This is a genomic window from Peptoniphilus indolicus (genome assembly GCF_900454665.1).
Lineage (GTDB): Bacteria > Bacillota > Clostridia > Tissierellales > Peptoniphilaceae > Peptoniphilus > Peptoniphilus indolicus.
In genome coordinates this window covers 869,667-892,303 of sequence record NZ_UGTH01000001.1, presented here as the reverse complement: position 1 = coordinate 892,303, position 22,637 = coordinate 869,667, and the positions used below count along the sequence as shown (strand labels likewise).

Genomic DNA, 22,637 nt, shown 5'->3' with positions numbered 1-22,637 from the left:
ATGAAAGCTATACAAATAAAAAAACCATATGAAATAGAAATGATAGAACTAGAAACACCTAAAATTACTAAGCCGGAGCAGGTTTTAGTTAAAGTTAGAGCTTTTGGAATTTGCGGTTCTGATGTTGGAATTTACAAAGGAGCTAATCCATTTGCAACATACCCGAGAATTATTGGACATGAAGTTAGTGGCGAAATAATAGAGATAGGAGAAAAAGTTGATTCTTTAAAAGTTGGGGATAAGGTAGTGCTTGAACCAATTGAATTTTGTGGAGAATGTTATGCTTGTACTCACGGCAGACACAATGTATGCAAGAGTTTAGAGGTTTATGGAGTACACAGAGATGGTGGATTTTGTGAATACATGGTAACAGATCAGTCAAAGTGGCATAAAGTTGATGATTCTTTAACTTTTGCTCAAGCTGCTGTAGCAGAACCTTTCACTATAGGAGAGCAATGTAATAGTAGAGCCAACGTTCAAGAAGGAGATTGGGTTCTGATAACAGGAGCGGGGCCTATGGGGATATTAGCACATGAAGTTGCTAAGATGAGAGGTGCTAATGTAATAGTCTCAGAGATAAACCCAAAGAGAGTAAAAGCAGCAAGAGAAATGGGAATTGAAAATATAGTTAATCCATCAACAGATAATTTAGGAGAAGTTATAGATGAACTGACACATGGAGAAGGAATAAATGTGTTTTTTGATGGCACAGGAGTGCAGTCTGTTATAGAGGAAGGAATTGGGTATCTTTCACCGGCAGCTAGATTTGTACCTCTTGCATTTGGAGATAAAGATATTCCATTGAATTATAAAACTCTAAATAAAAAAGAAATAGGTGTTTTAGGGACAAGGCTACAATATGAAAAATTTGATAATGTAGTTTCATATCTTCATGAGAAAACAGATTTAATTGATAAGTATGTAACGCATATATTTCCTGCTGAAAATTATAAAGAAGCATTTGAAACATTTATGGATCCGGATACAGATGCAATAAAAGTAGTGTTGACATTTGATTAATATAACTTGATAAATATGTGTAGTTTTGGAAAATGAAGTTTAAATTTGTGTGAGGATTTAAAATGAAGCTTAAAATACAAGAATTAAAAAATTTAGAGAAGTATTTTACTAATGTCAACTATGATATAGAAAAGTTAAGAAAAGATTCTTTGGTTGACCCTAAGTGGTTGGCATTTGGTTCAGGAAATATTTTTAGAGGATATATTGCCAGAATAAATCAAGATATGTTAAATGATGGAATATACGATAGAGGAATATCTGTAGTTGAAAGTTTTGATGATGAGATAATAGAAAAAATATATAAACCATTTAATAATTTGGCAATATCTGTGACATTGGATAAGGACGGAAATTTTAAAGAAGATTTGATAGCAAACTTGGTTGAGGCAATTGTACTTCAAAATGATAAGCAAAGAATAGAAGAGATAGCATTAAATAAAAATTTGCAGATTATATCATTTACTATAACTGAAAAGGGATATGTGATTAATAAATCGGATGGTGATTTTATAGATTCAGTCAAAAATGACATAGAAAATGACATTGAAGAATCAAAACATCTTATGAGCTATGTAACTTATCTTTTGTATTTGAGATATAAGGATTCAAATAGTCCTATAACTTTACTTAGTTTAGACAATTGTTCAAAAAATGGAGATAAGCTGAAAGTTGCTGTAAGTTCTATCGCTAAAGAATGGAATAAACGTGGCAAAGTAGAAGATGAGTTTATAACGTATATAGAAGATAAAGTCTCATATCCATGGAGTATGATAGATAAAATAACTCCAAGACCGGCTGAAGAGATAGAGAAATATTTGCAAAGTAAAAGTTTTGAGAATATGGATATAGTAGTAACTTCTAAGAAAACATATATAGCGCCGTTTGTAAATTCTGAAGAATCTGAGTATTTAGTGATTGAAGATGACTTTAAAAATGGAAGACCTTCATTTGAAAAAGTAGGTGTTTATATGAGTGATAGAGAAACTGTAAACAAGGTTGAAACGATGAAAGTTACTACTTGTTTAAATCCACTTCATACAACACTAGCTGTCTACGGTTGTATATTAGGATACACAAGTATATCGGATGAGATGAAAGATGAGCAACTTAGAAAACTAATAGAAAAAATAGGATATGAAGAAGCTCTTCCGGTTGTAGTAGATCCAAAAATATTAGATCCAAAAGCATTTATTGACGAAGTAATAAATGAAAGGTTTCCAAATAAATATATTCCGGATACACCACAAAGAATAGCAACCGACACATCACAAAAAATTTCAATCAGATTTGGAGAAACAATTAAAAAATATGTAGAAGATACTACCAAGTCTGTAGCTGATTTAAAATATATTCCATTGGCTATTGCGGGATGGCTTAGATATTTGATAGGACAAGATGACAATGGAAATGAATTTGAACTTTCCCCTGATCCTATGATGAAAGTTTTAAAGGAATCTATAGAAGATTTATGTATAGGTAAATTTGAAAAGACTGATAAATTAATAAATTTGCTTAAAGATAAAATGATTTTTGGAGTGGATTTGGTAGACTTAAATATGGATACTATAATTTTAAAGTACTTAGAAGAAATGTTAGTTGAAAAAGGCGCAGTCAGAGAGACTCTTAAAAAATATTTGTAGGTGAAAAAATGAAGATGACTTTTAGATGGTATGGAGATTCAGATCCTATACCTTTAGAATATATAAAACAAATTCCTGGTTGTTCAGGAATAATGGTTATGATGGACAATTTTGAGGCGGGGGAAGTTTGGGATAAAGATGTTTTTAAATCTTTAGTTGAAAAAGTTAATAGTGTAGGATTAGAAGTCGAAGTTATAGAAAGTATTAATGTACATGAAGACATAAAGATGGGTCTTGATACTAGAGATAAGTATGTAGAAAACTACAAAAAATCTATCAAAAATGTTGCTGAGTGCGGAGTTAAAGTAATAGTATATAACTTTATGCCGGTATTCGATTGGTTAAAAACTGACTTGGGAAAAGTTTTATTTGACGGTTCTAACACACTATCATATGACGAAAAAGACCTTGAAGGCTTAACTCCTCAGCAATTAGTAGAAAATACTTTAAAAAATGCAAATGGATTTTCACTTCCGGGTTGGGAACCGGAAAGGTTACAAGAGTTAAATCGAGTTTTAGAAATTTATAAAGATATTGATGAATCAAAGCTTTTAGAAAATTATAAATATTTTTTAGAAGCTATAATACCAACTTGTGAAAAATATGGAATTAAAATGGCTGTGCATCCAGATGACCCTGCTTGGCCGGTGTTTGGAATTCCTAGAATAACACATACGCCAGAACAGTTAGAAAAAATTGTTAATTTGGTAGATTCTCCATCAAATACGCTATGTATATGTACAGGTTCACTAGGCTCGAATCCGAATAATAACTTACCTGAAATCATAAGAGAATTTGGGCAAAGAGATAAAATAGGATGTGCGCATGTTAGAAATATAAAGTTCTTGGGGGATAGAAATTTTTATGAGTCAGCGCATTTGAGTTCAGCTGGGAGCTTTGACATGTTTGAAATAATGAAAGCTTTTCATGATATAGATTTTGATGGGTATATAAGACCAGACCATGGAAGAATGATTTGGGGAGAAAAAGGTAGAGCTGGTTATGGATTATATGACAGGGCTTTAGGTGTTACCTATTTAAATGGAATATGGGAAGCATTGGAGAAATTAAATAAATAAAGACATGCCCTTAGAGCTACGATTTAAAATGTAGATTTAAGGGCATAATTATACCAATATATTAAATCAAAAAGGAGTTCGTTATGGAAGATTTTATATTTTATAATCCAACAAAAATATTGTTTGGTAGAGAGCAATTAAATAATTTAGCTAAAGAAATAAAAAAGTATGGTTCAAAAGTTCTACTTGCTTATGGTGGAGGAAGTATCAAGAAAAACGGAATCTATGACAATGTGGTAAGAGTTCTTAGAGAAGAGGATATAGAATTTTTCGAGTTATCAGGGATTGAGCCAAATCCAAGAGTTGATTCTGCAAGAGAAGGAGCTAAAATAATAAAAGAAAACGGCATAGATTTTGTGCTTGCAGTTGGCGGCGGTTCTGTAGTAGATTGTTCTAAGTTAATAGTTGCAGCTGCTAAGACTGATGCTGATGCGTGGGACATAGTGATTAAAAAGCACAAAGTAAGGGAGGCATTACCACTGGGCGTTGTTTTGACACTTTCTGCAACGGGTTCTGAAATGGATGCAGGGTCTGTTATAACAAATCTTGAAACTAGAGAAAAGCTTGATTGGGGAAGTGCGTTAGTAAGACCCAAGTTTTCAATTTTAAATCCTGAACACACATATTCTGTAAATAAATGGCATACTGCCGCTGGAGTTGCGGACATCATGAGTCATACAATGGAAAATTATTTTACAACATATGATGATTGTTATTTACAAGATAGTTTTGCTGAAGGGATTTTAAAAACTTGTGTTAAGTATGCTAAAGATGCCATAGAAGACCCTCAAAATTATGAGGCAAGAGCTAATTTAATGTGGTCAAACACTTGGGCAATTAATGGTTTATTGGAGTCAGGAAAAGACACTGACTGGAGTGTTCACGCTATGGAACATGAATTATCAGCTTATTATGACATAACTCACGGTGTGGGACTTGCAATTTTAACTCCAAGATGGCTTGAACATGTTTTAAATGAAAATACAAAATCAAAAGTGGCAAGATTTGCCAAAGAAGTTTTTGCAATAGATGGAGAAGATGAAATGGAAGTTGCTAAAAAAGGTATAACAGCTTTACATGATTTCTTTGTTGGACTTGGAATTCCAATGACTTTGAGAGAAGTTGGGATAGATGATGAACACTTAAAAGAAATGGCAGAGAATACAATTAAGCATGTTGGCGGCCCTATAGACGGATTTCAACAGTTAAATGTTGAAGATGTGCTTGAGATTTACAAGAAATCACTATAAAATGTATTTAAAAGAATTAGTATTAGATTATAAAGTAGTAGCGAAAGCTACTATTTTTTTGGAGATTTTATGATTATTATAAAAAATATAAGTTTACAGAGTGATGACTCGGGGAAATTGTATCAAAAGCTTAAAAAGATTTTGAAAAGAGATAATTTCAATTGGGAAATTTATCGTAAGTCAATTGATGCAAGAAAAGGCATAAGTTATAATTTTCAAGTTTTGGTTGATGTTGAGATTTCTGATGGAGAGCTTGGAAAAATAAAAGGTGCTGAACGATATAGCGAGGAAAATTTTGCTATACAAGTAAAAAATCCTCCTAAGGAAGTTGCTATAGTAGGGAGCGGACCGGCTGGTTTATTTTGTGCGTATATTTTGAGCAGCTATGGAGTAAAGGTAAATGTCTATGAGCAAGGTGAATCCGTTGAAGATAGAATTAAAGCTATTGAAAAATATTTAGAGACCGGGGAACTAAATGTAAATTCAAATATTCAATTTGGAGAAGGAGGAGCGGGTACATTTTCTGATGGAAAACTTACAGCAAGGTCTAAAGATAAGAGAGTTAGAGAAGTACTAAAGATTTTTAGAGAACATGGTGCGCCAAGAGAGATAATGTATGACTCTAAACCCCATATAGGAACAGATATTTTACAAAATGTAATAATCTCTATGAGAGAGAAGATAAAAGAAAATGGCGGAGAATACCACTTTTCCCATAAGTTTCAAGATATGGAGGTTGGCGAAAATATAAATAGTATTATAATAAATAATTCTAAAGTTTTTGCTGATAGATATGTCTTGGCGTTGGGCAACTCGTCAAGAGAAGCTTTTGAATTTTTATCCAAGAAGATAGAAATGGAAAATAAACCGTTTGCTGTAGGGTTTAGAATTGAGCATAAGAGAGCAGATATAGATTTTGCTCAATATAAAGTCAAAAAAGAACTGCCGTCGGCAAGTTATCAATTGAGTTATAATGATAAAGAAGTTGGAAAGAGTGCGTATACATTTTGTATGTGTCCGGGAGGATATGTAGTAGATGGCTCAAGTGAACTTGGAAAAACTTGCGTGAATGGCATGAGTTACCATAGCAGAGATGGAGAGAATTCAAATTCTGCTTTGATAGTTACAATAGATAAAAATACTTTTGGGGAAGATGTACTAGCCGGCATGAATTTTCAGAGAGAAATAGAATCTAAAACTTATGAATTGGGGAAAGGGAACATACCAGTTCAAAGACTTGGAGATTTTATTGAGAACAGAGTTACAGAAGAATTTGGAGCTATTACACCGAGTACGGCGAAATATGTCAAAGCTAATTTACGAGGGGTATATCCGGGGGAAATAGAAGAGATGATAATCAATGCTACAAAGTATATGGGCAAGAGATTAAAAGGTTTTGATACTGAAGATGCAATTTTATCTGCTGCTGAAACGAGAAGCTCTTCTCCTGTGAGAATGCTTAGGGATGAAAATTTAAAATCGATAGGTTTTGACAATTTATACGTGATAGGAGAAGGCAGTGGATATTCAGGCGGAATAGTTTCATCGGCGATAGATGGGATAAAAGCTGCTGAAAATATTTTGGGAGGAAATTAATGTTAAATATAGTTTTATATGAGCCGGAAATACCGCATAATACGGGTGCAATTGCAAGAACTTGTGCACTTACAAATACAAGGTTACATTTAATTGAGCCATTGGCGTTTGATATAAGTGATAAGATGGTAAAGAGAGCTGGACTTGATTATTGGCCGTTAGTAGACATAACAGTATATAAAAATTATGATGAGTTTTTAGAAAAAAATCCAAGCGCAACTGTATATTATGGAACTACAAAAACAGAACAGTTGTATACAGATGTAGAGTATAAAGATGAAGACTTTATAATGTTTGGACCAGAGACAAGAGGTATACCTGAAGATATACTTTTCAACGATTTAGAACATTGTGTAAAAATTCCAATGATTACTTCGATAAAGAGAAGTTTGAATTTAGCAAACTCAGCAAACATAGTGGCATATGAAGCGCTTAGACAACTTGGTTTTCCGGGGTTAAAATAGAATACAAATTAAAATAAAACCTATATGTCAAAAAATTACTTTAACATATAGGTTTTTATTATTTTATAATTTTTTTAGAGAGCCAATAAGACCGCGAGCAAGGCTTGAACCAATTTGCCTTGTAACGCTACGCATAAATGAATTTAAAATTTGGTCTACTGGCGAAGAAGTTCTTCTTGAAGTTGATTTATTCTCTTGTTTTGGAGGAGAGTTTTTCATTTTTTCTTCAAGCACTTCGTACGCAGATTCTCTATCGATTATTTCGCTATATTTTGAATAGAGCATGTCATTATCAACTAAATTTAAAGTTTCCATTGGAGTTAGCGGAGTGAAGCTTGAATGAGGAGGAAGTATCATTGCTTTTTCAACTATTTCAGGACTTCCATCTTCGTTTAAAAATGAAATTAAAGCCTCGCCGGTTTTTAAATTAGTGATTTCATCTTTTAAATTTAAATTTTCATTTTGCCTAAAGGTTTTTGATACACTGTCTATAACTTTTAATTCAGATGGACTAAAAGCTCGTAATTGATGCAGCACTCTATTTCCAAGTTGCGAACTTATCTTGTCAGGAATATCGAGTGGGTTTTGAGTCACAAAGAATACTCCAACGCCTTTTGAGCGTATAAGTCTGACAACTTGCTCAATTTTATCTTCCAAAACTTTAGGTAAGCTATCAAATAACAAGTGAGCTTCATCGAAAAAGAAGACTAATTTAGGCTTATCCGGGTTTCCAACCTCAGGTAGATTTTCAAAGAGCTCAGATAGCAAGTACAATAAAAACATAGAGTAGACTGTAGGATTATTTATAAGTTTTTCTGAATTTATTATGTTAACAAATCCATATCCTTTTGAGTCAGTTTGCAATAAATCTGATATTGAGATAGATGGCTCGCCAAAGAATATGTCCGCTCCATTATCTTCTAAAACGAAAAGACGGCGTTGAAGTGCGCTAATAGTTTGGGGAGCGATGTTTCCGTATTTTTCGCTAAATTCTTTTGAGTGACTTTGGAGTAATTTTAAAATGGATTTTAAATCTTTTATATCGAGTAGAAGAAGTCCATTCTCATCGGCAATTCTAAATGCAATGTTTAAAACTCCGGACTGAGTATCGTTTAAGTCCATTACTCTTGAGAGCAGTATAGGACCCATTTCGCTTATGGAAACTTTAAGAGGCAAACCTCTTTCTCCAAATACATCCCATAGACGAGTTGGGAATCCTGAAAATTCAAAATTTTCTAAATTTAGCTTTGAAAGTCTTTTAGAAATATTTTCGCTATTTTCGCCGGCTTTTGAGATATTTGATAAATCCCCTTTTACATCTGCTAAGATTACCGGGATTCCTAGTTTTGAAAAGTTTTCAGCCATAACTTTTAAAGTGATTGTTTTACCTGTTCCGGTAGCTCCTGCAATTAAACCATGTTGGTTGAGTTTGTTTGATAACATTACACAGTCTTTTTCACCACGACCGATTAATATATTTTCCATATGCACCTCCGTTACTTTGATTATAGTTTTAAAAAAATTTTTAGTAAAGTGAATTAGCGTATAAAAAATGCTCCACGTGGAGCATTAATAAATTTATATGAGTATAACTTCTGTAAAACCATAGCTTTGTGCAATTTTTTGAAGTCTTATTTTTTCTTGTTCACTTATGCCTCGCAAATATAGATATTCATCTCTGACACCAAAAGGTCTGTATGATATAAGTTTATATCTTATAGATTTTTCTTTTAAATAAAGAGATAGAATTTTTCCTATTTCTCTTATGATTTTTTCATTGTCTACAGAATCGAGAAGAACTGTTCTAACTTCGTCAAGCTTTCCGATTTCGGCAAGATATTTTAAATTTTTAAAGACAATTTCGCCGTCTTGTCCGGTTATATCAACATGAGTTGAATTATTAAAAGCTTTTACATCGAGCATAAATCCATCTGTTTGAGAAATGAAATTTGAAAAGATGGGATTTGAAAAATCAAGGCCGCCGTTTGTATCTGCAAGACAGTTTAAATTTAATGTTTTAGCTTTTCTAAATAATTCTGCAATAAATTCATATCTTAAACTACATTCTCCACCGCTTGTAGTAATTCCTGTTATAAATGGAGAATATTTTTTTATTTCATTAAATAGTTCATCGACTGAATATTTGACAATTTTTGGAGAGGAGTTTCGAGGGCAAGCTTTAATACATGAATCGCAGTTCACGCATAGTTCTTTATTGTAAATGACTTTGCCGTTCTTTTTTTTTATAGCCCCGTATTCGCAGTGTGGAATGCATAATCCGCAACTGTTACACATATTTATAGTTTCAGGGTTGTGACAATACTTACAATTAAAATTACAGCCCTGAAAAAAGATTGAACATCTATTTCCAGGACCGTCGACCATACTAAGTGGTATTATTTTATTTACATTAGCTGTTAGCATGTTGTACCTTACGTTCTAAAACTCCATTTTGGAAAAGTGCATCTTGAGCATATTGAACCGTATCATAAGAAACTTGCTCACCATTTCTAAATTTTTCTGCATCGCTTTTCTTAACTAGATACCCGGTAACACGAATCAAGTCGGCATCTGCTCCGTAAGAAGAAATATATCTCATTCCAAGCCTAAATGCAGCTTTGAATATATCTAATACTGCGGCTGGATTTTTCTTTGCTGTTTCTTCAAATGGGAAGTGGTCACCAATTCCTGATGGGAAATATTTATGGAACTTAGCTGCGTTTGCTATATGTTCATACATATCAGGTTCATGACCGATTTGTATTCTTGCACCGGGAGTTGTTCCGATATCATTTGCAGCACCAACTTGTGCGTGAAGCATGAACTTGTGGTCCCAGATATTTGAGTATTCGCTCTTAAATGAATCTAATTTTGCTTGAACGGCATCCATTACACGAATTCCCATTTCATCAGCTAAATCTGAATTTCCAAGGGCAAGTGGTTCGCCCGAGAAAGAAGTAAGTTTTTCAACACATTCAAAAAGCCCGACAACTCCAAAAAGTCCGACGAAGTTTTCTTGTTTTACAAATCCTTCTTTAACTAGGAAGCTTGATTTGAAAAAAGAAGTTTCATTTACTAAGAATTTAATTTTAGATTCCATCAGAGAGAGCATTGTTTCTACTACATAAGGCAATCTATTTTCGAAGAAGTCTTTGACGGAAGTGGATTGTTCAGCGATTTTATTTAATCTAATTCTTGATAGAGTAAAAGCGCCGCCAACTTGAGGTAGTGCGTTGTAGCAAGATGCTATACCATATTGGTTTTTGCCAAAATCATTTTGGTAGTAACGATGGTTTGCAAAAGCCGGGTTTGCTGAATCTATAGAAGCTACAATAGCTTTTTCGGCAAATGCATCCGGGGTAATTCCTTCTTCGTAAAGTAGAGTTAAGTTAGGTGTTGCATTGTTCAAATCGGCAAGTTCATCTAATATTATATTTCCCACAGTCGTTTCTTTAGGGCCTATATTTGCATGGCAAAAAGAGTCATCAATTGTTCTGTCTAATTGGATCAAAAATAATCTTATTTTTTTTCGTATATCATCTAAGCTGTCAGAGTCTTGTACAAATGGTTCTAAAAGAGTATCTAAAGAACCGATGTAAACAGGAAATCTGGTTATAGATGGTACATGATGGTAGAAAATCAATAGATTGGTAAGTGCTTCGTCCAAAGTTTTTGCAGGTGCAAGTCTCAAGAACTTAGAACCTTCTTTAAGTAGTTTTTCATAGTCAGGCAAAATATATCTTGGTGCATAAGGTGCGTGTCCTTCATCTAAGTCGCAAATTTCTAATGTTTCATATAAATCATAAAAATCATTTCCATCTACAGGATACTCAAGAGAATTTTCTGCCAGTTTTGCAAGACGAGAAGTTTGCTGTTCGTAAGTAAGTGAAGTATCTTGTATAGTATTTAATACTTCTTTTCTAAAGCTTTCTATATCAAAAAATCTTTCCATAATTTCCTCCTTAAAACTTTACCGATGTTTGTGTAAATTATACAATATACAATAGATAGAATAATATGACAGATGTCAGAAAAGAGGAAGACTTTGGATAAATTTTTAGAATCTTTTGAAGATATAAAGAGAGTTGAATTCTCTGAAGGAGAAGTAGTTTTAGAAGAGGGTTCAAAAATAAAAACTATAGATTTTTTGATAGAGGGAAATATATACATAAGTAGAAATTTAAAAGATGGCAAAAGAGTTATAGCAAATAATTTAGAAGCGCCTCAAATTTTATCTTTAATAGAAGTTTTAAATGGCGAAGATGAAGTTATGAGTGGAGTTTTTGCTCTTAACAAAGTTGCGATACTTAAAGTGCAAAAAGATGAATTTTTAAATAAACTTAGAGGTGGGGAACTAAGAGACATAGCTTTGGAATATCTATCAAAGTTTTCGTATAACATAATCAAGAACTCTATTGAGTATGAAGAGTATGAAGTAGAGAAGGCAATTTTAAAATACTATCTAAAAATATCTAAAGGTAGTGAGCTTGGAATTATAAATTTAAAAAATGCATTTGTGGCTGATATGTTTAGGATAAGCGAGAGAACGCTATACAGATATTTAAACTCTTGGGAAGAAAAAGGTTTAATTTCCAGAAAAAAGAGGAGCATAGTGATTTGCGATACAAATAGAAAGAAAATTTGTGAGTTTTTAGACAAATAAAATAAACCCGATAAAAAATCGGATTTATAAAAATTTACTTTTTAAGTTTTCCCAATATGATTCGTTTTCGAAAGTCAACTTTTTAATGGTCTTATTAGACATTCTAAAGTTGATTTTTTTAAGTCCTTTAAAAGAATATTCTTGACCATCAACAAGTATTAAATTAGATGATGAATATCTTTTTTCAGGGACTATCGAAACAACATAATTTCCGGGTATTACTATAGAGCTTGAAAGAGACCTATAAGCTACGCTGTTGACAGGAGCGATAGGAGTTAGCTCGTATACATTTAACGAAGGGTGCAAAATTGCTCCGCCATTTGAAAAATTATAAGCTGTTGAACCTGATGGAGTGCTAATTAAAATTCCATCGCCGGAAAATTTTTCAAGATGATTACGGTTTACGTAGGCATTTAAATGTATAATCTTTGAAGCTTGTGCTTTAACAACTATTTCATTGATAGCAGTTAAAATTATTGACTTGGTGCGAGTGAAAATTTCTGCTCCTATAAGCTTTACTTCTTCAATAATATAGTTTCCGTTTTTATATTCTTCAACAAATTCTTCTAAATTTTCAGGACTTATTTCTTGAAAAAAACCCAAGTGGCCTGTATTTACTCCGACAAGTGGAATTGTAGAAAAGCTGTTTTTATGAACAGCTTTTAGAAAAGAACCATCTCCGCCAACACAAATAGTAAGCTCTGCACTTGGGTTAAATGTAGTTGTTGGAGTATATCCATTGTCTATTAGAATTTGTATAAGTCTCGAGGTTGTCTTTCGAGAATCATAATTGGAGTTGGATATTATATTTATAATTTTATCGCTCACATTATCCTCCAGATTAAAGTATTGGTAATATGATATAATAAAAATCATAAAAATTAAAGTGAAAAGAGAATACAATGAAAATAAATGACAGTTTAATTTATGTGGTAGAAGAACCTACATCGCAAAAGGAGTTTATGAGAGATAAGCTCTCAAGTAGATTTATAAAATCTAGTATAAAGTATAATAATATTTTTAAAAATGATGTGCTATCTATTAGAGATACTAGTTTAAAAAAGGGAGATATAATAAGAGTTGATTTCCCGGATGAAAATCCTAACGGAGAAGTTCAACACATGGATTTAGATATAGTATATGAAGATAGAGATATTTTAGTAATAAACAAACCGCCTAATATGGTAACTCACACTTCAAGAGGAGATATGTCAAATACTCTTCTAAATTATACACTTGGATATTTTGAAGAGATAGGTTTAAAGCGAAAAGTTAGGTTTGTAAATAGATTGGACAGAGACACTTCGGGGCTTGTGATAGCTGCGAAGAATAGTTTTGCTCATGCGATGATTTCTGAGCAGTTCCAAAATGGAGTTGTAAAAGAATATTTGGCAATGGTAAAGGGGACTCCAAAGGACATGATTATAGAAGCGCCTATTGCAAGGGGAGAAGATGGAATTTTAAGAGAAGTTAGAGAAGATGGCAAGTATTCTAAGACGTCTGTAAAGTTACTAAAGAGTTTTAGGGAGTATTCTCTTGTGAGACTCAGACTCTACACAGGAAGAACTCATCAAATTAGAGTTCATATGAAACACATAGGATATCCTCTTCTAGGGGACAGCTTATACTCTGACGACACTACACTCGAAAGACAAGCCCTACATTCTTTTAAAGTTATTTTTAATTCTCCAAGAGAAGGGCGTGTTGAGTTAACGGCTAAACTGCCTGATGATATGAAACAACTTTTAAGAAAGTGATAAATTTTAAATGTAGTATAGAAGTGATGTCAAGTACTTAGTTATTCAAAAGTTGAATATTCTAACAAATTGAAAAAGATGACAAATTAATATATAATATAGATACTCTACGGTGAGCGAATATTCTTCATTTAATTCAACCGACAAAAAAGATCCGGGAAGCCACAATCTGAATGGATAACAAGCCTGCTTGACAGGAAGTTAGAAATTTAGGCTAGGTTACCCACCTAATGATGGGGCGGGTCTGAATTAATGGGGACACGCCATTGTGGAGCATTTTTTGTCTAAAAATAACAATTAATTTAAAATAAATATTTTATAATTTTGCTATTTCTGATTATTATAATATATTGAAGGGTATTATTAGTCTATCAGAGATAGACAAAAACTTGAGATTTAATTAAGGAGAAGATATTATGAGTTTATTTGATTATTTAGAAGCTAAAAAAAGAGAAGCAAGAGTAAAAAGACAAATGAGAGACGCTGGGAAAGTTGTGGCTGGTGCATCATTAGGAGCTCTTTTGGGATTACTTTTTGCCCCACAATCTGGAGAGAAGACAAGAAAAGATATAAGTGATAAAGCTCAAGAAACTAAGGACTATCTTGAAAGTGCTACAAGAGATGCTGCAGATAGTATTCAATTCAAAGCATATCAAGCATCTGAGCAAGTTAAGAAAACTTATGAAGATTTAAAAGAAAAAGCTGAACAAAAGAAATCTGAAATTAAAGATGATATAGAAATTGCTAGAGCTAAAGCTAAAGCAGTAGGCGAAGTAGTAAAAGAAGACATGAAAGACTTGAAAAAGGATGTAGATTCTACTGCACAAACACTAAAAGAAGGCGCAGAAAACATCAAAGAAGAAGTTAAAGAAGGAGCATCTGAAGTATCTGAAGGTGCAAAAGAAGCATCCAAAGAAATAAAAAAAGAAGTAGAAAAAACAAAAAAGAAGATTGAAGACAACAAATAAGTAGGAGGCTAGAATGCAGGCGACTATAAATGTTCAAGATTTATTGACTATAGTGCTTTATTTAGCTGGTGCAGGAGTTTTAGTTTACCTAATTTTAGTCTTGAAAAATGTACTGGGTATAGTAAAGAAAATAAATCTAACAATAGAAAACAATCAAGAGATAATAGACGATACTTTGAGAAAAGTTCCAAAACTTACTGATAATGCCGTTGAAATTGCATCTAATGTAAATCTAATAAGCGGAGAAGCGTCAGAACTTGTTGTAATAGCAAGACCGGAAGTTGAAAGATTAGTGGGTACAGTTGGATCAATTACAAATACTGTTGACGATATTTCAAGATCAGTAGACCACACAACATTGAAGCTTACAAACACAGTTTCAAGTGTTTCTGATACAATTTCAGATACAGCTAAGACAATATCGTTGAATGCAAACAATGTAGTAGACTATTTCTATATTTTAAAAGAAGTGGTTGAAGCATTAAAAGATGTATTTCTAAGAAACTGATTATTGGGCGAAGTTCTTAAATAGAATTTCGCCCTTTTTAGTACAAAAATATTTGATATAAATAAAGCTATTACTTGTAAAATTACATATGAAGAACGTATACTATAAATAAAAGTATATCTAATTTTTAAAATAGGATTAAAGTGATTCCTATCATGAGGTATAAGAATGAAAAAATATAAGATTATTGCAAATCCAAAATCGGGAAATGAAACAGCGATTGATAAAATTGCACAGATAGTAGAAATCATGTCTGAAAATGGCTGTAAAATAGATTTGAGATTAACTGGGAAGTCCGGAGATGCTGCAGAATTTGCCAAAGAGGATGATGGAGAAGAGGTTATAGTTTCAATAGGAGGAGATGGCACTCTTAATGAAGTTGTAAATGGAATGATAGATTCTGGAAAAGAAATACCTTTGGCAATTTTAAGCGGCGGAACTGTGAACGACTTTGTAACAGCTATGGAAATACCTACAGAAGTTGAAGAGTTTTGTAACATGCTTAAAGCAGAAAAAACTAAGAATATTGATGTTGGAGTAGCTGGAAATAGGAAGTTTATAAATGTAGCCGCCGGTGGTATGATGACAGATATAGCATACAGTGTTTCGGAAGAAAAAAAGACTATTTTTGGTAGAGCGGCTTATTATGTAGAAGCACTCAAAGAAGTTGTGAAATTAGGGGATAAGAAAAAGAAAACTTATTTTAAACTAAAAGTAGAAAGTGAAGAATACAGTGCAGAGGAAGATGTATTAGCTTTTGTATGTGCAAACTCAGTCTCAGTAGGTGGATTTGAACTCGCTCCAAAAGCCGCAGTAGATGATGGGTATATTGATGTTATGATAGTAAAAGATTTGGATCTATCTGAACTTCCAACACTAATTGGAAACTTTACTAAGGGAAAACACATAGAACATGAAAAAGTGATATATTTTCAAACTAAAGAGGTAACACTATCTACAGATGCAGATGTGATTGTCGATGTAGACGGTGAAAGAGCACAAAAATTACCTCTTACATTCAATATTTTAGAGAAAGCTATAAAATTAATAATAAAATAGGAGGAAGTTATGACATCTACAATAAAAGACGTTGCAAAAATGGCTGATGTATCAATTTCAACAGTATCAAGAGTAATAAACGATTCAAAACCGGTTAGCCCAGAGGCTAGAAGAAGAGTATTACATGCGATAGAAGTATTGGATTATAGGCCTAATGAAATTGCTCGAAGCCTAGTAACCAAAAAATCAAATGTCATCGGAGTAATAGTTGATGATATTGGTAGCTCTTATGTAAGTAAAGTACTAAGAGGTGTAGAAGAAGTTGGAAGAATGTACAACTATGATTTGTTGATTTCAAGTTCTTTTGGAGATTTAGAAGCAGAACTTAAATTTGTTAAGCTTTTAGCTCAAAAACAAGTTGAAGGGATAATTGTAATATCTACAGCTTTAAACCAAAAACTTACTTATAAACTGGAAGAATCAAGAATACCATTTATAAATTTGAATAAATATTATGGTTCAAATGACCAACTTGAAGTTCAAATAAATTACGAAGAAATAAGCTATGAAATGGTAAAACTAATTGCTAATAATGGACATAAAAAAGTTGCGGCAATAGTAATACAAAAAGACATAGATAGAACGCAAGAAAAGAAAAAATTAAAAGGATATGAAAGAGCAGTCAAAGAATTTGGGTTAGAAGAAGAAGTAATCTATACAATGGGACTTGCTGAAGAAGATGTTTTAGAGGTTGCAAATAAAATAGAAAAAGCAGTTAAAAATGGCTACACAGCATTTTTCTGTTCGCAAGATGAAATAGCTATACACGCTATAAACTATTTAGTTGACAGCGGATATAAAGTTCCGGAAGATATTTCAGTTACAGGATTTGGAGGAACAGAAATATCTTCAATATATAGACCTAAGTTGACAACAGTTCAACTTTCTTACTATGACATAGGAGCAGTAGCTATAAGAAGAATTTTAAAGTCAATTGAAAAGACAGATTCAACACAAGACGAAACTATAGTTTTACCAGTTCGTATAGTTGAAAGAGATTCTATCAAAAATATAAAATAATGAAAGTATATGTCCAAATAAAAGAAGAACTTTTAAAAAAAGGTATAGAACAAACATGTATAGAAAATAGCTTTGAAATAGTAGAAACATTGACTGAAGATGCCATACTCATATCAGATAAAATTATAGACCATAAAAAGCAAGTTACAATATTTGAGGACTATAGGCAAGCATTTCTCTCAACTGCAACAGTTAAGCTGTGTAGAAATGTAACCGTTGGTGAACTCATAAAAGCGATAAGAGAAGCTAATATAGGTGGAAAATACATTCAAAAGGCATTAGAGGATTCTTTTATAGAATTTAACCAAACTAAGGTGGAAATGGGAATGTTAAATGCAAGAGAGAATATCTTAATATCTAAAATTATAGAAGGAATGAGCAATAGAGAGATAGGAAAAGCTCTATACTTAAGCGAGAAAACTGTAAAAAATAATCTTACAGAGTTATATAAAAAGTTGAATGTAAAAAACAGACGAGAAATTATAAAAAAATGTAAATTTTTATTGACAGAAAATAGATGAGATGGTAATATAATAAAAGTCAACTGAACAAGTTGAAAACAGCTAAAAACTTCATAAAAAAGGACTTAAAAAATAAAAAAAAGTTCTTGACAATGGAAAATGAGTTGTTGTATAATATACAAGTTGTCTCGCAAGAGCAACACTCTTGAAGAAAAAAACTTAAAAAGAATTAAAAAAAAGTTCTTGACAAAGAAATCTGAAAGAGGTACAATGAATAAGCTGTCTCGTTAAAAAAAGATAGCGCAGAACAATGATAATTAAATAGTGTAGAAAAGAATAAAACTATAAGCAAAGCAAAAAAGCTTAGCGGAAAGTCAGTGAAAAACTGAGTAGCTAAGATCAAATAAGATATTATAATCGAGAGTTTGATCCTGGCTCAGGACGAACGCTGGCGGCGCGCCTAACACATGCAAGTCGAGCGATGAAGACATAACCGACGCCTTCGGGAAGAAGTTGAGTTGGATTAGCGGCGGACGGGTGAGTAACACGTGAGTAACCTGCCTTTGACACGGGGATAGCCACCGGAAACGGTGATTAATACCCGATGAAATCGTAGTGACACATGTCATAACGATCAAAGTGAATTAGCGGTCAAAGATGGACTCGCGTCTGATTAATTAGTTGGTGAGGTAACGGCTCACCAAGATAGCGATCAGTAGCCGGCCTGAGAGGGTGAACGGCCACATTGGAACTGAGAAACGGTCCAAACTCCTACGGGAGGCAGCAGTGGGGAATATTGCACAATGGGGGAAACCCTGATGCAGCGACGCCGCGTGAGCGAAGAAGGATTTCGATTCGTAAAGCTCTGTCCTATGGGAAGATAATGACGGTACCATAGGAGGAAGCCCCGGCTAACTACGTGCCAGCAGCCGCGGTAATACGTAGGGGGCGAGCGTTGTCCGGAATCACTGGGCGTAAAGGGTTCGCAGGCGGTTTAGAAAGTCAGATGTGAAAGGCGAGGGCTCAACCCTCGTAAGCATTTGAAACTTCTAAACTTGAGTAGTGAAGAGGTAAGTGGAATTCCTAGTGTAGCGGTGAAATGCGTAGATATTAGGAGGAATACCGGTGGCGAAGGCGACTTACTGGTCACAAACTGACGCTGAGGAACGAAAGCGTGGGTAGCAAACAGGATTAGATACCCTGGTAGTCCACGCCGTAAACGATGAGTGCTAGGTGTCGGAGGATTTCGGTGCCGCAGTTAACACAATAAGCACTCCGCCTGGGGAGTACGTGCGCAAGCATGAAACTCAAAGGAATTGACGGGGACCCGCACAAGCAGCGGAGCATGTGGTTTAATTCGAAGCAACGCGAAGAACCTTACCAGGGCTTGACATAATATTGACCCCTCTAGAGATAGAGGTTTCCCTTCGGGGACAGTATTACAGGTGGTGCATGGTTGTCGTCAGCTCGTGTCGTGAGATGTTGGGTTAAGTCCCGCAACGAGCGCAACCCTTACCTTTAGTTGCCAGCATGTAAAGATGGGAACTCTAAAGGGACTGCCGATGATAAATCGGAGGAAGGTGGGGATGACGTCAAATCATCATGCCCTTTATGTCCTGGGCTACACACGTGCTACAATGGTCGGAACAAAGAGCGGGCAAGCTAGCGATAGCAAGCGAATCTCAAAAAGCCGATCTCAGTTCGGATTGTTCTCTGCAACTCGAGAACATGAAGTCGGAGTTGCTAGTAATCGCAGATCAGAATGCTGCGGTGAATGCGTTCCCGGGTCTTGTACACACCGCCCGTCACACCATGGGAGTTGGCAATACCCGAAGTCGTCGAGCTAACCGCAAGGAAGCAGACGCCGAAGGTAGGGTTAATGACTGGGGTGAAGTCGTAACAAGGTAGCCGTATCGGAAGGTGCGGCTGGATCACCTCCTTTCTAAGGAAATAAATTCACAGACTGTAAAAGGAAAGTGGATTAAATAAAAAGTCTTATAGACTTTTCTACACTGTTTTAATTATATATATCAAACACCGCGGGGGTGTAGCTCAGTTGGGAGAGCACCTGCCTTGCAAGCAGGGGGTCAGGAGTTCGAATCTCCTCATCTCCACCATAGACCATTAAATTGGTCTTTTTAAACTCTACTAAATTGTAGGGGATGAACCATGAAAACTAAACAATCATATCAAGAAAGAAGAAGAGTCAAATTTAATACGAAGTAATAAAGAAGACACTTTTTCACTGGAAAAGAAAGCAGTCAATGAGAATTGATTAGCAAAGGTCAAGTAAAAAAGAGCATTAGGTGAATGCCTAGGCACCAAGAGGCGAAGAAGGACGCGACAAGCTGCGAAAAGCTGTGGGTAGGAGCAAATATCCGCCAAACCACAGGTATCCGAATGGGGCAACCCACCTCAAAAGAGGTATCTATAAGTGAATACATAGCTTATAGAAGCGAACCGGGTGAACTGAAACATCTAAGTAACCCGAGGAAAAGAAAGAAAACTCGATATCCAAAGTAGCGGCGAGCGAAATGGATAGAGCCCGACCGTGCAAAAGACGAAAATAGTTAGCAGAAACTTCTGGGAAGGAGTACCAAAGAGAGTAACAGTCTCGTAAGCGAAAACGAAAATAGTTGGCACAAGAGAGTACCACCGGACACGAGAAACCCGGTGGGAATATAGGGGGACCACCCCCTAAGGCTAAATACTACTTGGTGACCGATAGTGAACAAGTACCGTGAGGGAAAGGTGAAAAGAACCCCGAGAGGGGAGTGAAATAGAAACTGAAACCTAATGTTTACAAGCAGCGAAACTGGTTATAGACCAGGATCGTGTACTTTTTGTAGAACGGGCCAGCGAGTTATGGTAATAAGCAAGGTTAAGAAGTTAAGCTTCGGAGCCGTAGGGAAACCGAGTCTTAATAGGGCGAAAGTTTGTTGCCATAGACCCGAAACCGTGTGATCTATCCATGGGCAGAGTGAAGTCGGAGTAAAATCTGATGGAGGCTCGAACCGGGTAGCGTTTAAAAGCTATCGGATGACCTGTGGATAGGGGTGAAAAGCCAAACGAACACGGAGATAGCTGGTTCTCCTCGAAATAGCTTTAGGGCTAGCCTTTAGTGAACAATGATGAGGGGGTAGAGCACTGAATAGTTAAGGGGGCATTGAGCTTACCGAGACCTATCAAACTCCGAATACCAAATCAAGCACTAAGGAGTCAGACTATGTGGGATGAGCTTCATAGTCGAAAGGGAAACAGCCCAGACCACCAGCTAAGGTCCCAAAATAATAGTTAAGTGGGAAAGGATGTGGAATTACTCAGACAACCAGGATGTTGGCTTAGAAGCAGCCATACATTTAAAGAGTGCGTAATAGCTCACTGGTCAAGTGATTCTGCGCCGAAGATAACCGGGGCTAAACTATATACCGAAGCTGTGGACTATATGTAAATATAGTGGTAGAGGAGCAATGTCTAAGAGACGAAGCATAAGGCGTAAGCCGATGTGGATTTTAGAGAAGAGAGAATGCTGGCATGAGTAGCGAGAGGTGAGTGAGAATCTCACCCGTCGAAAACCCAAGGTTTCCTGAGCAAGGCTCGTCCACTCAGGGTAAGTCGGGACCTAAGGCGAGGCTGAAAAGCGTAGTCGATGGAAAACAGGTGGAAATTCCTGTACCGATATCAAGCGTTAAAAAGTAAGTGGGGACGCAGGAGGATAGCAGAAGCGCCCAGTTGGTGAGGCGTGCAAGCACAAAGGCTAAGAGTGAGGCAAATCCCGCTCTTGAGAAGGTTGAAGTGTGAAGCGGATCGAAAAACAAGTAGAGAAGGATGTAACTCCACACTGCCAAGAAAAGCCACTATCAAGTAAGATATCGCCCGTACCGTAAACCGACACAGGTAGGTGAGGAGAGAATCCTAAGACGAGCGGAAGAACCTTTGTTAAGGAACTCGGCAAAATGACCCCGTAAGTTAGCGAGAAGGGGAGCCCCTGAATAGGGGGCCGCAGTGAAAAGGCCCAAGCGACTGTTTACCAAAAACACAAGTTTCTGCAAAGTCGAAAGACGAAGTATAGGAGCTGACACCTGCCCGGTGCTGGAAGGTTAAGGGGAAGAGTTAGTCGAAAGGCGAAGCTTAGAACCGAAGCCCCAGTAAACGGCGGCCGTAACTATAACGGTCCTAAGGTAGCGAAATTCCTTGTCGGGTAAGTTCCGACCCGCACGAAAGGTGTAACGATTTGGGCACTGTCTCAACAAAGGATCCGGTGAAATTGTAGTAGCGGTAAAGATGCCGCTTACCCACGACAGGACGGAAAGACCCCGTGGAGCTTTACTGTAGGTTGACATTGGATTTTGAGTTTAAATGTACAGGATAGGTGGGAGACTAAGAAGCAAGTGCGCCAGCATTAGTGGAGTCGACCTTTGGATACCACCCTTTTAAACTTAGGATTCTAACCTAACCCCTTGAATCAGGGGAAGGGACACTGTCAGTCGGGCAGTTTGACTGGGGCGGTCGCCTCCGAAAGAGTAACGGAGGCGTTCAAAGGTTCCCTCAGCACGGACGGAAATCGTGCGAAGAGTGCAAAGGCAAAAGGGAGCTTAACTGCGAGACCAACAAGTCGAGCAGATAGGAAACTAGGACTTAGTGATCCGGTGGTACCGAGTGGAAGGGCCATCGCTCAACGGATAAAAGCTACCCCGGGGATAACAGGCTTATCTCCCCCAAGAGTCCACATCGACGGGGAGGTTTGGCACCTCGATGTCGGCTCGTCTCATCCTGGGGCTGAAGTAGGTCCCAAGGGTTGGGCTGTTCGCCCATTAAAGAGGCACGCGAGCTGGGTTCAGAACGTCGTGAGACAGTTCGGTCCCTATCCGTCGTGGGCGTAGGAAATTTGAGAGGAGCTATCCTTAGTACGAGAGGACCGGGATGGACAAACCTCTGGTGCATCAGTTGTCTTGCCAAAGGCACAGCTGAGTAGCTAAGTTTGGACGGGATAAGAGCTGAAGGCATCTAAGCACGAAGCCCCCCTCAAGATGAGATTTCCCCATTAGATAAGACCCCTTGAAGAAAACGAGGTTGATAGGCTCAAGGTGTAAGAGTAGTAATACTTTAAGCTAATGAGTACTAATAGGTCGAAGACTTGATCAAAGAAGAT

Annotated in this window: 17 protein-coding genes, 1 tRNA gene, 2 rRNA genes and 1 other RNA gene; 17 read left to right on the top strand and 4 right to left on the bottom strand. The window is 35.9% G+C overall.

Going from position 1 to position 22,637, the window contains the following annotated elements:
* The 6 genes from DYE58_RS04320 to DYE58_RS04295 all read left to right on the top strand — a co-directional run bounded on the left by DYE58_RS04320 (position 1) and on the right by DYE58_RS04295 (position 7,049).
* Complete coding sequence (locus DYE58_RS04320) at positions 1 to 1,020, top strand: zinc-binding alcohol dehydrogenase family protein (protein WP_004820547.1); 1,020 nt, start codon at positions 1 to 3, stop codon at positions 1,018 to 1,020.
* A gap of 62 nt (positions 1,021 to 1,082) precedes the next feature.
* Complete coding sequence (locus tag DYE58_RS04315) at positions 1,083 to 2,660, top strand: mannitol dehydrogenase family protein (protein ID WP_004820549.1); 1,578 nt, start codon at positions 1,083 to 1,085, stop codon at positions 2,658 to 2,660.
* A gap of 8 nt (positions 2,661 to 2,668) precedes the next feature.
* Positions 2,669 to 3,739, top strand: coding sequence for a mannonate dehydratase (gene uxuA, locus DYE58_RS04310; protein ID WP_004820550.1), 1,071 nt, complete (start codon positions 2,669 to 2,671; stop codon positions 3,737 to 3,739).
* Between the two features lie 83 nt (positions 3,740 to 3,822).
* Positions 3,823 to 4,989, top strand: coding sequence for an iron-containing alcohol dehydrogenase (locus DYE58_RS04305; RefSeq protein ID WP_004820552.1), 1,167 nt, complete (start codon positions 3,823 to 3,825; stop codon positions 4,987 to 4,989).
* A 69-nt stretch (positions 4,990 to 5,058) separates the two neighbouring features.
* The gene (locus tag DYE58_RS04300; protein ID WP_004820554.1) at positions 5,059 to 6,585 is read left to right on the top strand and encodes an NAD(P)/FAD-dependent oxidoreductase; all 1,527 of its coding nucleotides are present in this window, start codon (positions 5,059 to 5,061) and stop codon (positions 6,583 to 6,585) included.
* On the top strand, positions 6,585 to 7,049 hold the full coding sequence (locus tag DYE58_RS04295; RefSeq protein ID WP_004820555.1) for a tRNA (cytidine(34)-2'-O)-methyltransferase: 465 nt from the start codon (positions 6,585 to 6,587) through the stop codon (positions 7,047 to 7,049). The genes DYE58_RS04300 and DYE58_RS04295 overlap by 1 nt, the downstream gene beginning before the upstream one ends.
* Before the next feature lie 63 nt (positions 7,050 to 7,112).
* Here the strand turns inward: DYE58_RS04295 and DYE58_RS04290 are convergent, their stop codons facing one another.
* The 3 genes from DYE58_RS04290 to DYE58_RS04280 form a co-directional block, all read right to left on the bottom strand.
* Positions 7,113 to 8,534 carry a helicase HerA-like domain-containing protein gene (locus tag DYE58_RS04290; RefSeq protein ID WP_115312047.1) on the bottom strand — a complete coding sequence of 474 codons (1,422 nt, stop codon included), beginning with the start codon at positions 8,532 to 8,534 and terminating at the stop codon, positions 7,113 to 7,115.
* 93 nt (positions 8,535 to 8,627) lie between these two features.
* Complete coding sequence (locus DYE58_RS04285; protein WP_004820559.1) at positions 8,628 to 9,473, bottom strand: YjjW family glycine radical enzyme activase; 846 nt, start codon at positions 9,471 to 9,473, stop codon at positions 8,628 to 8,630.
* Positions 9,460 to 11,001 carry a YjjI family glycine radical enzyme gene (locus tag DYE58_RS04280; RefSeq protein WP_115312046.1) on the bottom strand — a complete coding sequence of 514 codons (1,542 nt, stop codon included), beginning with the start codon at positions 10,999 to 11,001 and terminating at the stop codon, positions 9,460 to 9,462. The genes DYE58_RS04285 and DYE58_RS04280 overlap by 14 nt, the downstream gene beginning before the upstream one ends.
* Positions 11,002 to 11,094: 93 nt before the next feature.
* Between DYE58_RS04280 and DYE58_RS04275 the strand changes: the two genes are divergently transcribed.
* On the top strand, positions 11,095 to 11,712 hold the full coding sequence (locus DYE58_RS04275) for a Crp/Fnr family transcriptional regulator (protein ID WP_040552285.1): 618 nt from the start codon (positions 11,095 to 11,097) through the stop codon (positions 11,710 to 11,712).
* A 24-nt stretch (positions 11,713 to 11,736) separates the two neighbouring features.
* Here the strand turns inward: DYE58_RS04275 and DYE58_RS04270 are convergent, their stop codons facing one another.
* Positions 11,737 to 12,588 carry an NAD(+)/NADH kinase gene (locus tag DYE58_RS04270; protein ID WP_004820568.1) on the bottom strand — a complete coding sequence of 284 codons (852 nt, stop codon included), beginning with the start codon at positions 12,586 to 12,588 and terminating at the stop codon, positions 11,737 to 11,739.
* Between the two features lie 26 nt (positions 12,589 to 12,614).
* On the opposite strand from DYE58_RS04270, the gene DYE58_RS04265 reads away from it, so the two are divergent.
* The 10 genes from DYE58_RS04265 (at position 12,615) to DYE58_RS04220 (ending at position 22,630) form a co-directional block, all read left to right on the top strand.
* Positions 12,615 to 13,469, top strand: a complete 855-nt coding sequence (locus DYE58_RS04265; protein ID WP_004820569.1) for an RluA family pseudouridine synthase — start codon at positions 12,615 to 12,617, stop codon at positions 13,467 to 13,469.
* Positions 13,470 to 13,570: 101 nt separating this feature from the next.
* Positions 13,571 to 13,748, top strand: a non-coding RNA gene (gene ssrS / locus DYE58_RS04260) — 6S RNA.
* Between the two features lie 137 nt (positions 13,749 to 13,885).
* Entirely contained in the window at positions 13,886 to 14,437 is a 552-nt protein-coding gene (locus tag DYE58_RS04255) for a YtxH domain-containing protein (RefSeq protein WP_004820571.1), read from the top strand.
* A 13-nt stretch (positions 14,438 to 14,450) separates the two neighbouring features.
* The gene (locus DYE58_RS04250; RefSeq protein WP_004820573.1) at positions 14,451 to 14,945 is read left to right on the top strand and encodes a hypothetical protein; all 495 of its coding nucleotides are present in this window, start codon (positions 14,451 to 14,453) and stop codon (positions 14,943 to 14,945) included.
* Positions 14,946 to 15,113: 168 nt separating this feature from the next.
* Positions 15,114 to 16,004 (top strand): diacylglycerol/lipid kinase family protein, encoded by an 891-nt coding sequence (locus DYE58_RS04245; RefSeq protein WP_004820575.1) that lies wholly within the window; start codon positions 15,114 to 15,116, stop codon positions 16,002 to 16,004.
* 9 nt (positions 16,005 to 16,013) lie between these two features.
* Positions 16,014 to 17,024: a LacI family DNA-binding transcriptional regulator gene (locus DYE58_RS04240; RefSeq protein ID WP_004820576.1), complete on the top strand. Its 1,011-nt coding sequence runs from the start codon at positions 16,014 to 16,016 to the stop codon at positions 17,022 to 17,024.
* Positions 17,024 to 17,545, top strand: a complete 522-nt coding sequence (locus tag DYE58_RS04235; protein WP_004820578.1) for a LuxR C-terminal-related transcriptional regulator — start codon at positions 17,024 to 17,026, stop codon at positions 17,543 to 17,545. Before DYE58_RS04240 ends, DYE58_RS04235 begins: the two co-directional genes overlap by 1 nt.
* Before the next feature lie 353 nt (positions 17,546 to 17,898).
* Positions 17,899 to 19,427, top strand: a 16S ribosomal RNA gene (locus tag DYE58_RS04230).
* Positions 19,428 to 19,526: 99 nt separating this feature from the next.
* A tRNA-Ala gene (locus DYE58_RS04225) sits at positions 19,527 to 19,602 on the top strand.
* A 166-nt stretch (positions 19,603 to 19,768) separates the two neighbouring features.
* Positions 19,769 to 22,630, top strand: a 23S ribosomal RNA gene (locus tag DYE58_RS04220).
* The 16S and 23S rRNA genes sit together here with 1 tRNA gene alongside, the layout of an rRNA operon.
* Positions 22,631 to 22,637: the final 7 nt, after the last annotated feature.

Excerpts from the sequence above, each read along its gene's own strand:
- DYE58_RS04320 (WP_004820547.1), top strand. The coding sequence starts at position 1 with ATGAAAGCTATACAAATAAAAAAACCATATGAAATAGAAATGATAGAA.
- DYE58_RS04315 (WP_004820549.1), top strand. The coding sequence starts at position 1,083 with ATGAAGCTTAAAATACAAGAATTAAAAAATTTAGAGAAGTATTTTACT.
- uxuA (WP_004820550.1), top strand. The coding sequence starts at position 2,669 with ATGAAGATGACTTTTAGATGGTATGGAGATTCAGATCCTATACCTTTA.
- DYE58_RS04305 (WP_004820552.1), top strand. The coding sequence starts at position 3,823 with ATGGAAGATTTTATATTTTATAATCCAACAAAAATATTGTTTGGTAGA.
- DYE58_RS04300 (WP_004820554.1), top strand. The coding sequence starts at position 5,059 with ATGATTATTATAAAAAATATAAGTTTACAGAGTGATGACTCGGGGAAA.
- DYE58_RS04295 (WP_004820555.1), top strand. The coding sequence starts at position 6,585 with ATGTTAAATATAGTTTTATATGAGCCGGAAATACCGCATAATACGGGT.
- DYE58_RS04290 (WP_115312047.1), bottom strand. The coding sequence starts at position 8,534 with ATGGAAAATATATTAATCGGTCGTGGTGAAAAAGACTGTGTAATGTTA.
- DYE58_RS04285 (WP_004820559.1), bottom strand. The coding sequence starts at position 9,473 with ATGCTAACAGCTAATGTAAATAAAATAATACCACTTAGTATGGTCGAC.
- DYE58_RS04280 (WP_115312046.1), bottom strand. The coding sequence starts at position 11,001 with ATGGAAAGATTTTTTGATATAGAAAGCTTTAGAAAAGAAGTATTAAAT.
- DYE58_RS04270 (WP_004820568.1), bottom strand. The coding sequence starts at position 12,588 with ATGATTTTTATTATATCATATTACCAATACTTTAATCTGGAGGATAAT.
- DYE58_RS04265 (WP_004820569.1), top strand. The coding sequence starts at position 12,615 with ATGAAAATAAATGACAGTTTAATTTATGTGGTAGAAGAACCTACATCG.
- DYE58_RS04255 (WP_004820571.1), top strand. The coding sequence starts at position 13,886 with ATGAGTTTATTTGATTATTTAGAAGCTAAAAAAAGAGAAGCAAGAGTA.
- DYE58_RS04250 (WP_004820573.1), top strand. The coding sequence starts at position 14,451 with ATGCAGGCGACTATAAATGTTCAAGATTTATTGACTATAGTGCTTTAT.
- DYE58_RS04245 (WP_004820575.1), top strand. The coding sequence starts at position 15,114 with ATGAAAAAATATAAGATTATTGCAAATCCAAAATCGGGAAATGAAACA.
- DYE58_RS04240 (WP_004820576.1), top strand. The coding sequence starts at position 16,014 with ATGACATCTACAATAAAAGACGTTGCAAAAATGGCTGATGTATCAATT.
- DYE58_RS04235 (WP_004820578.1), top strand. The coding sequence starts at position 17,024 with ATGAAAGTATATGTCCAAATAAAAGAAGAACTTTTAAAAAAAGGTATA.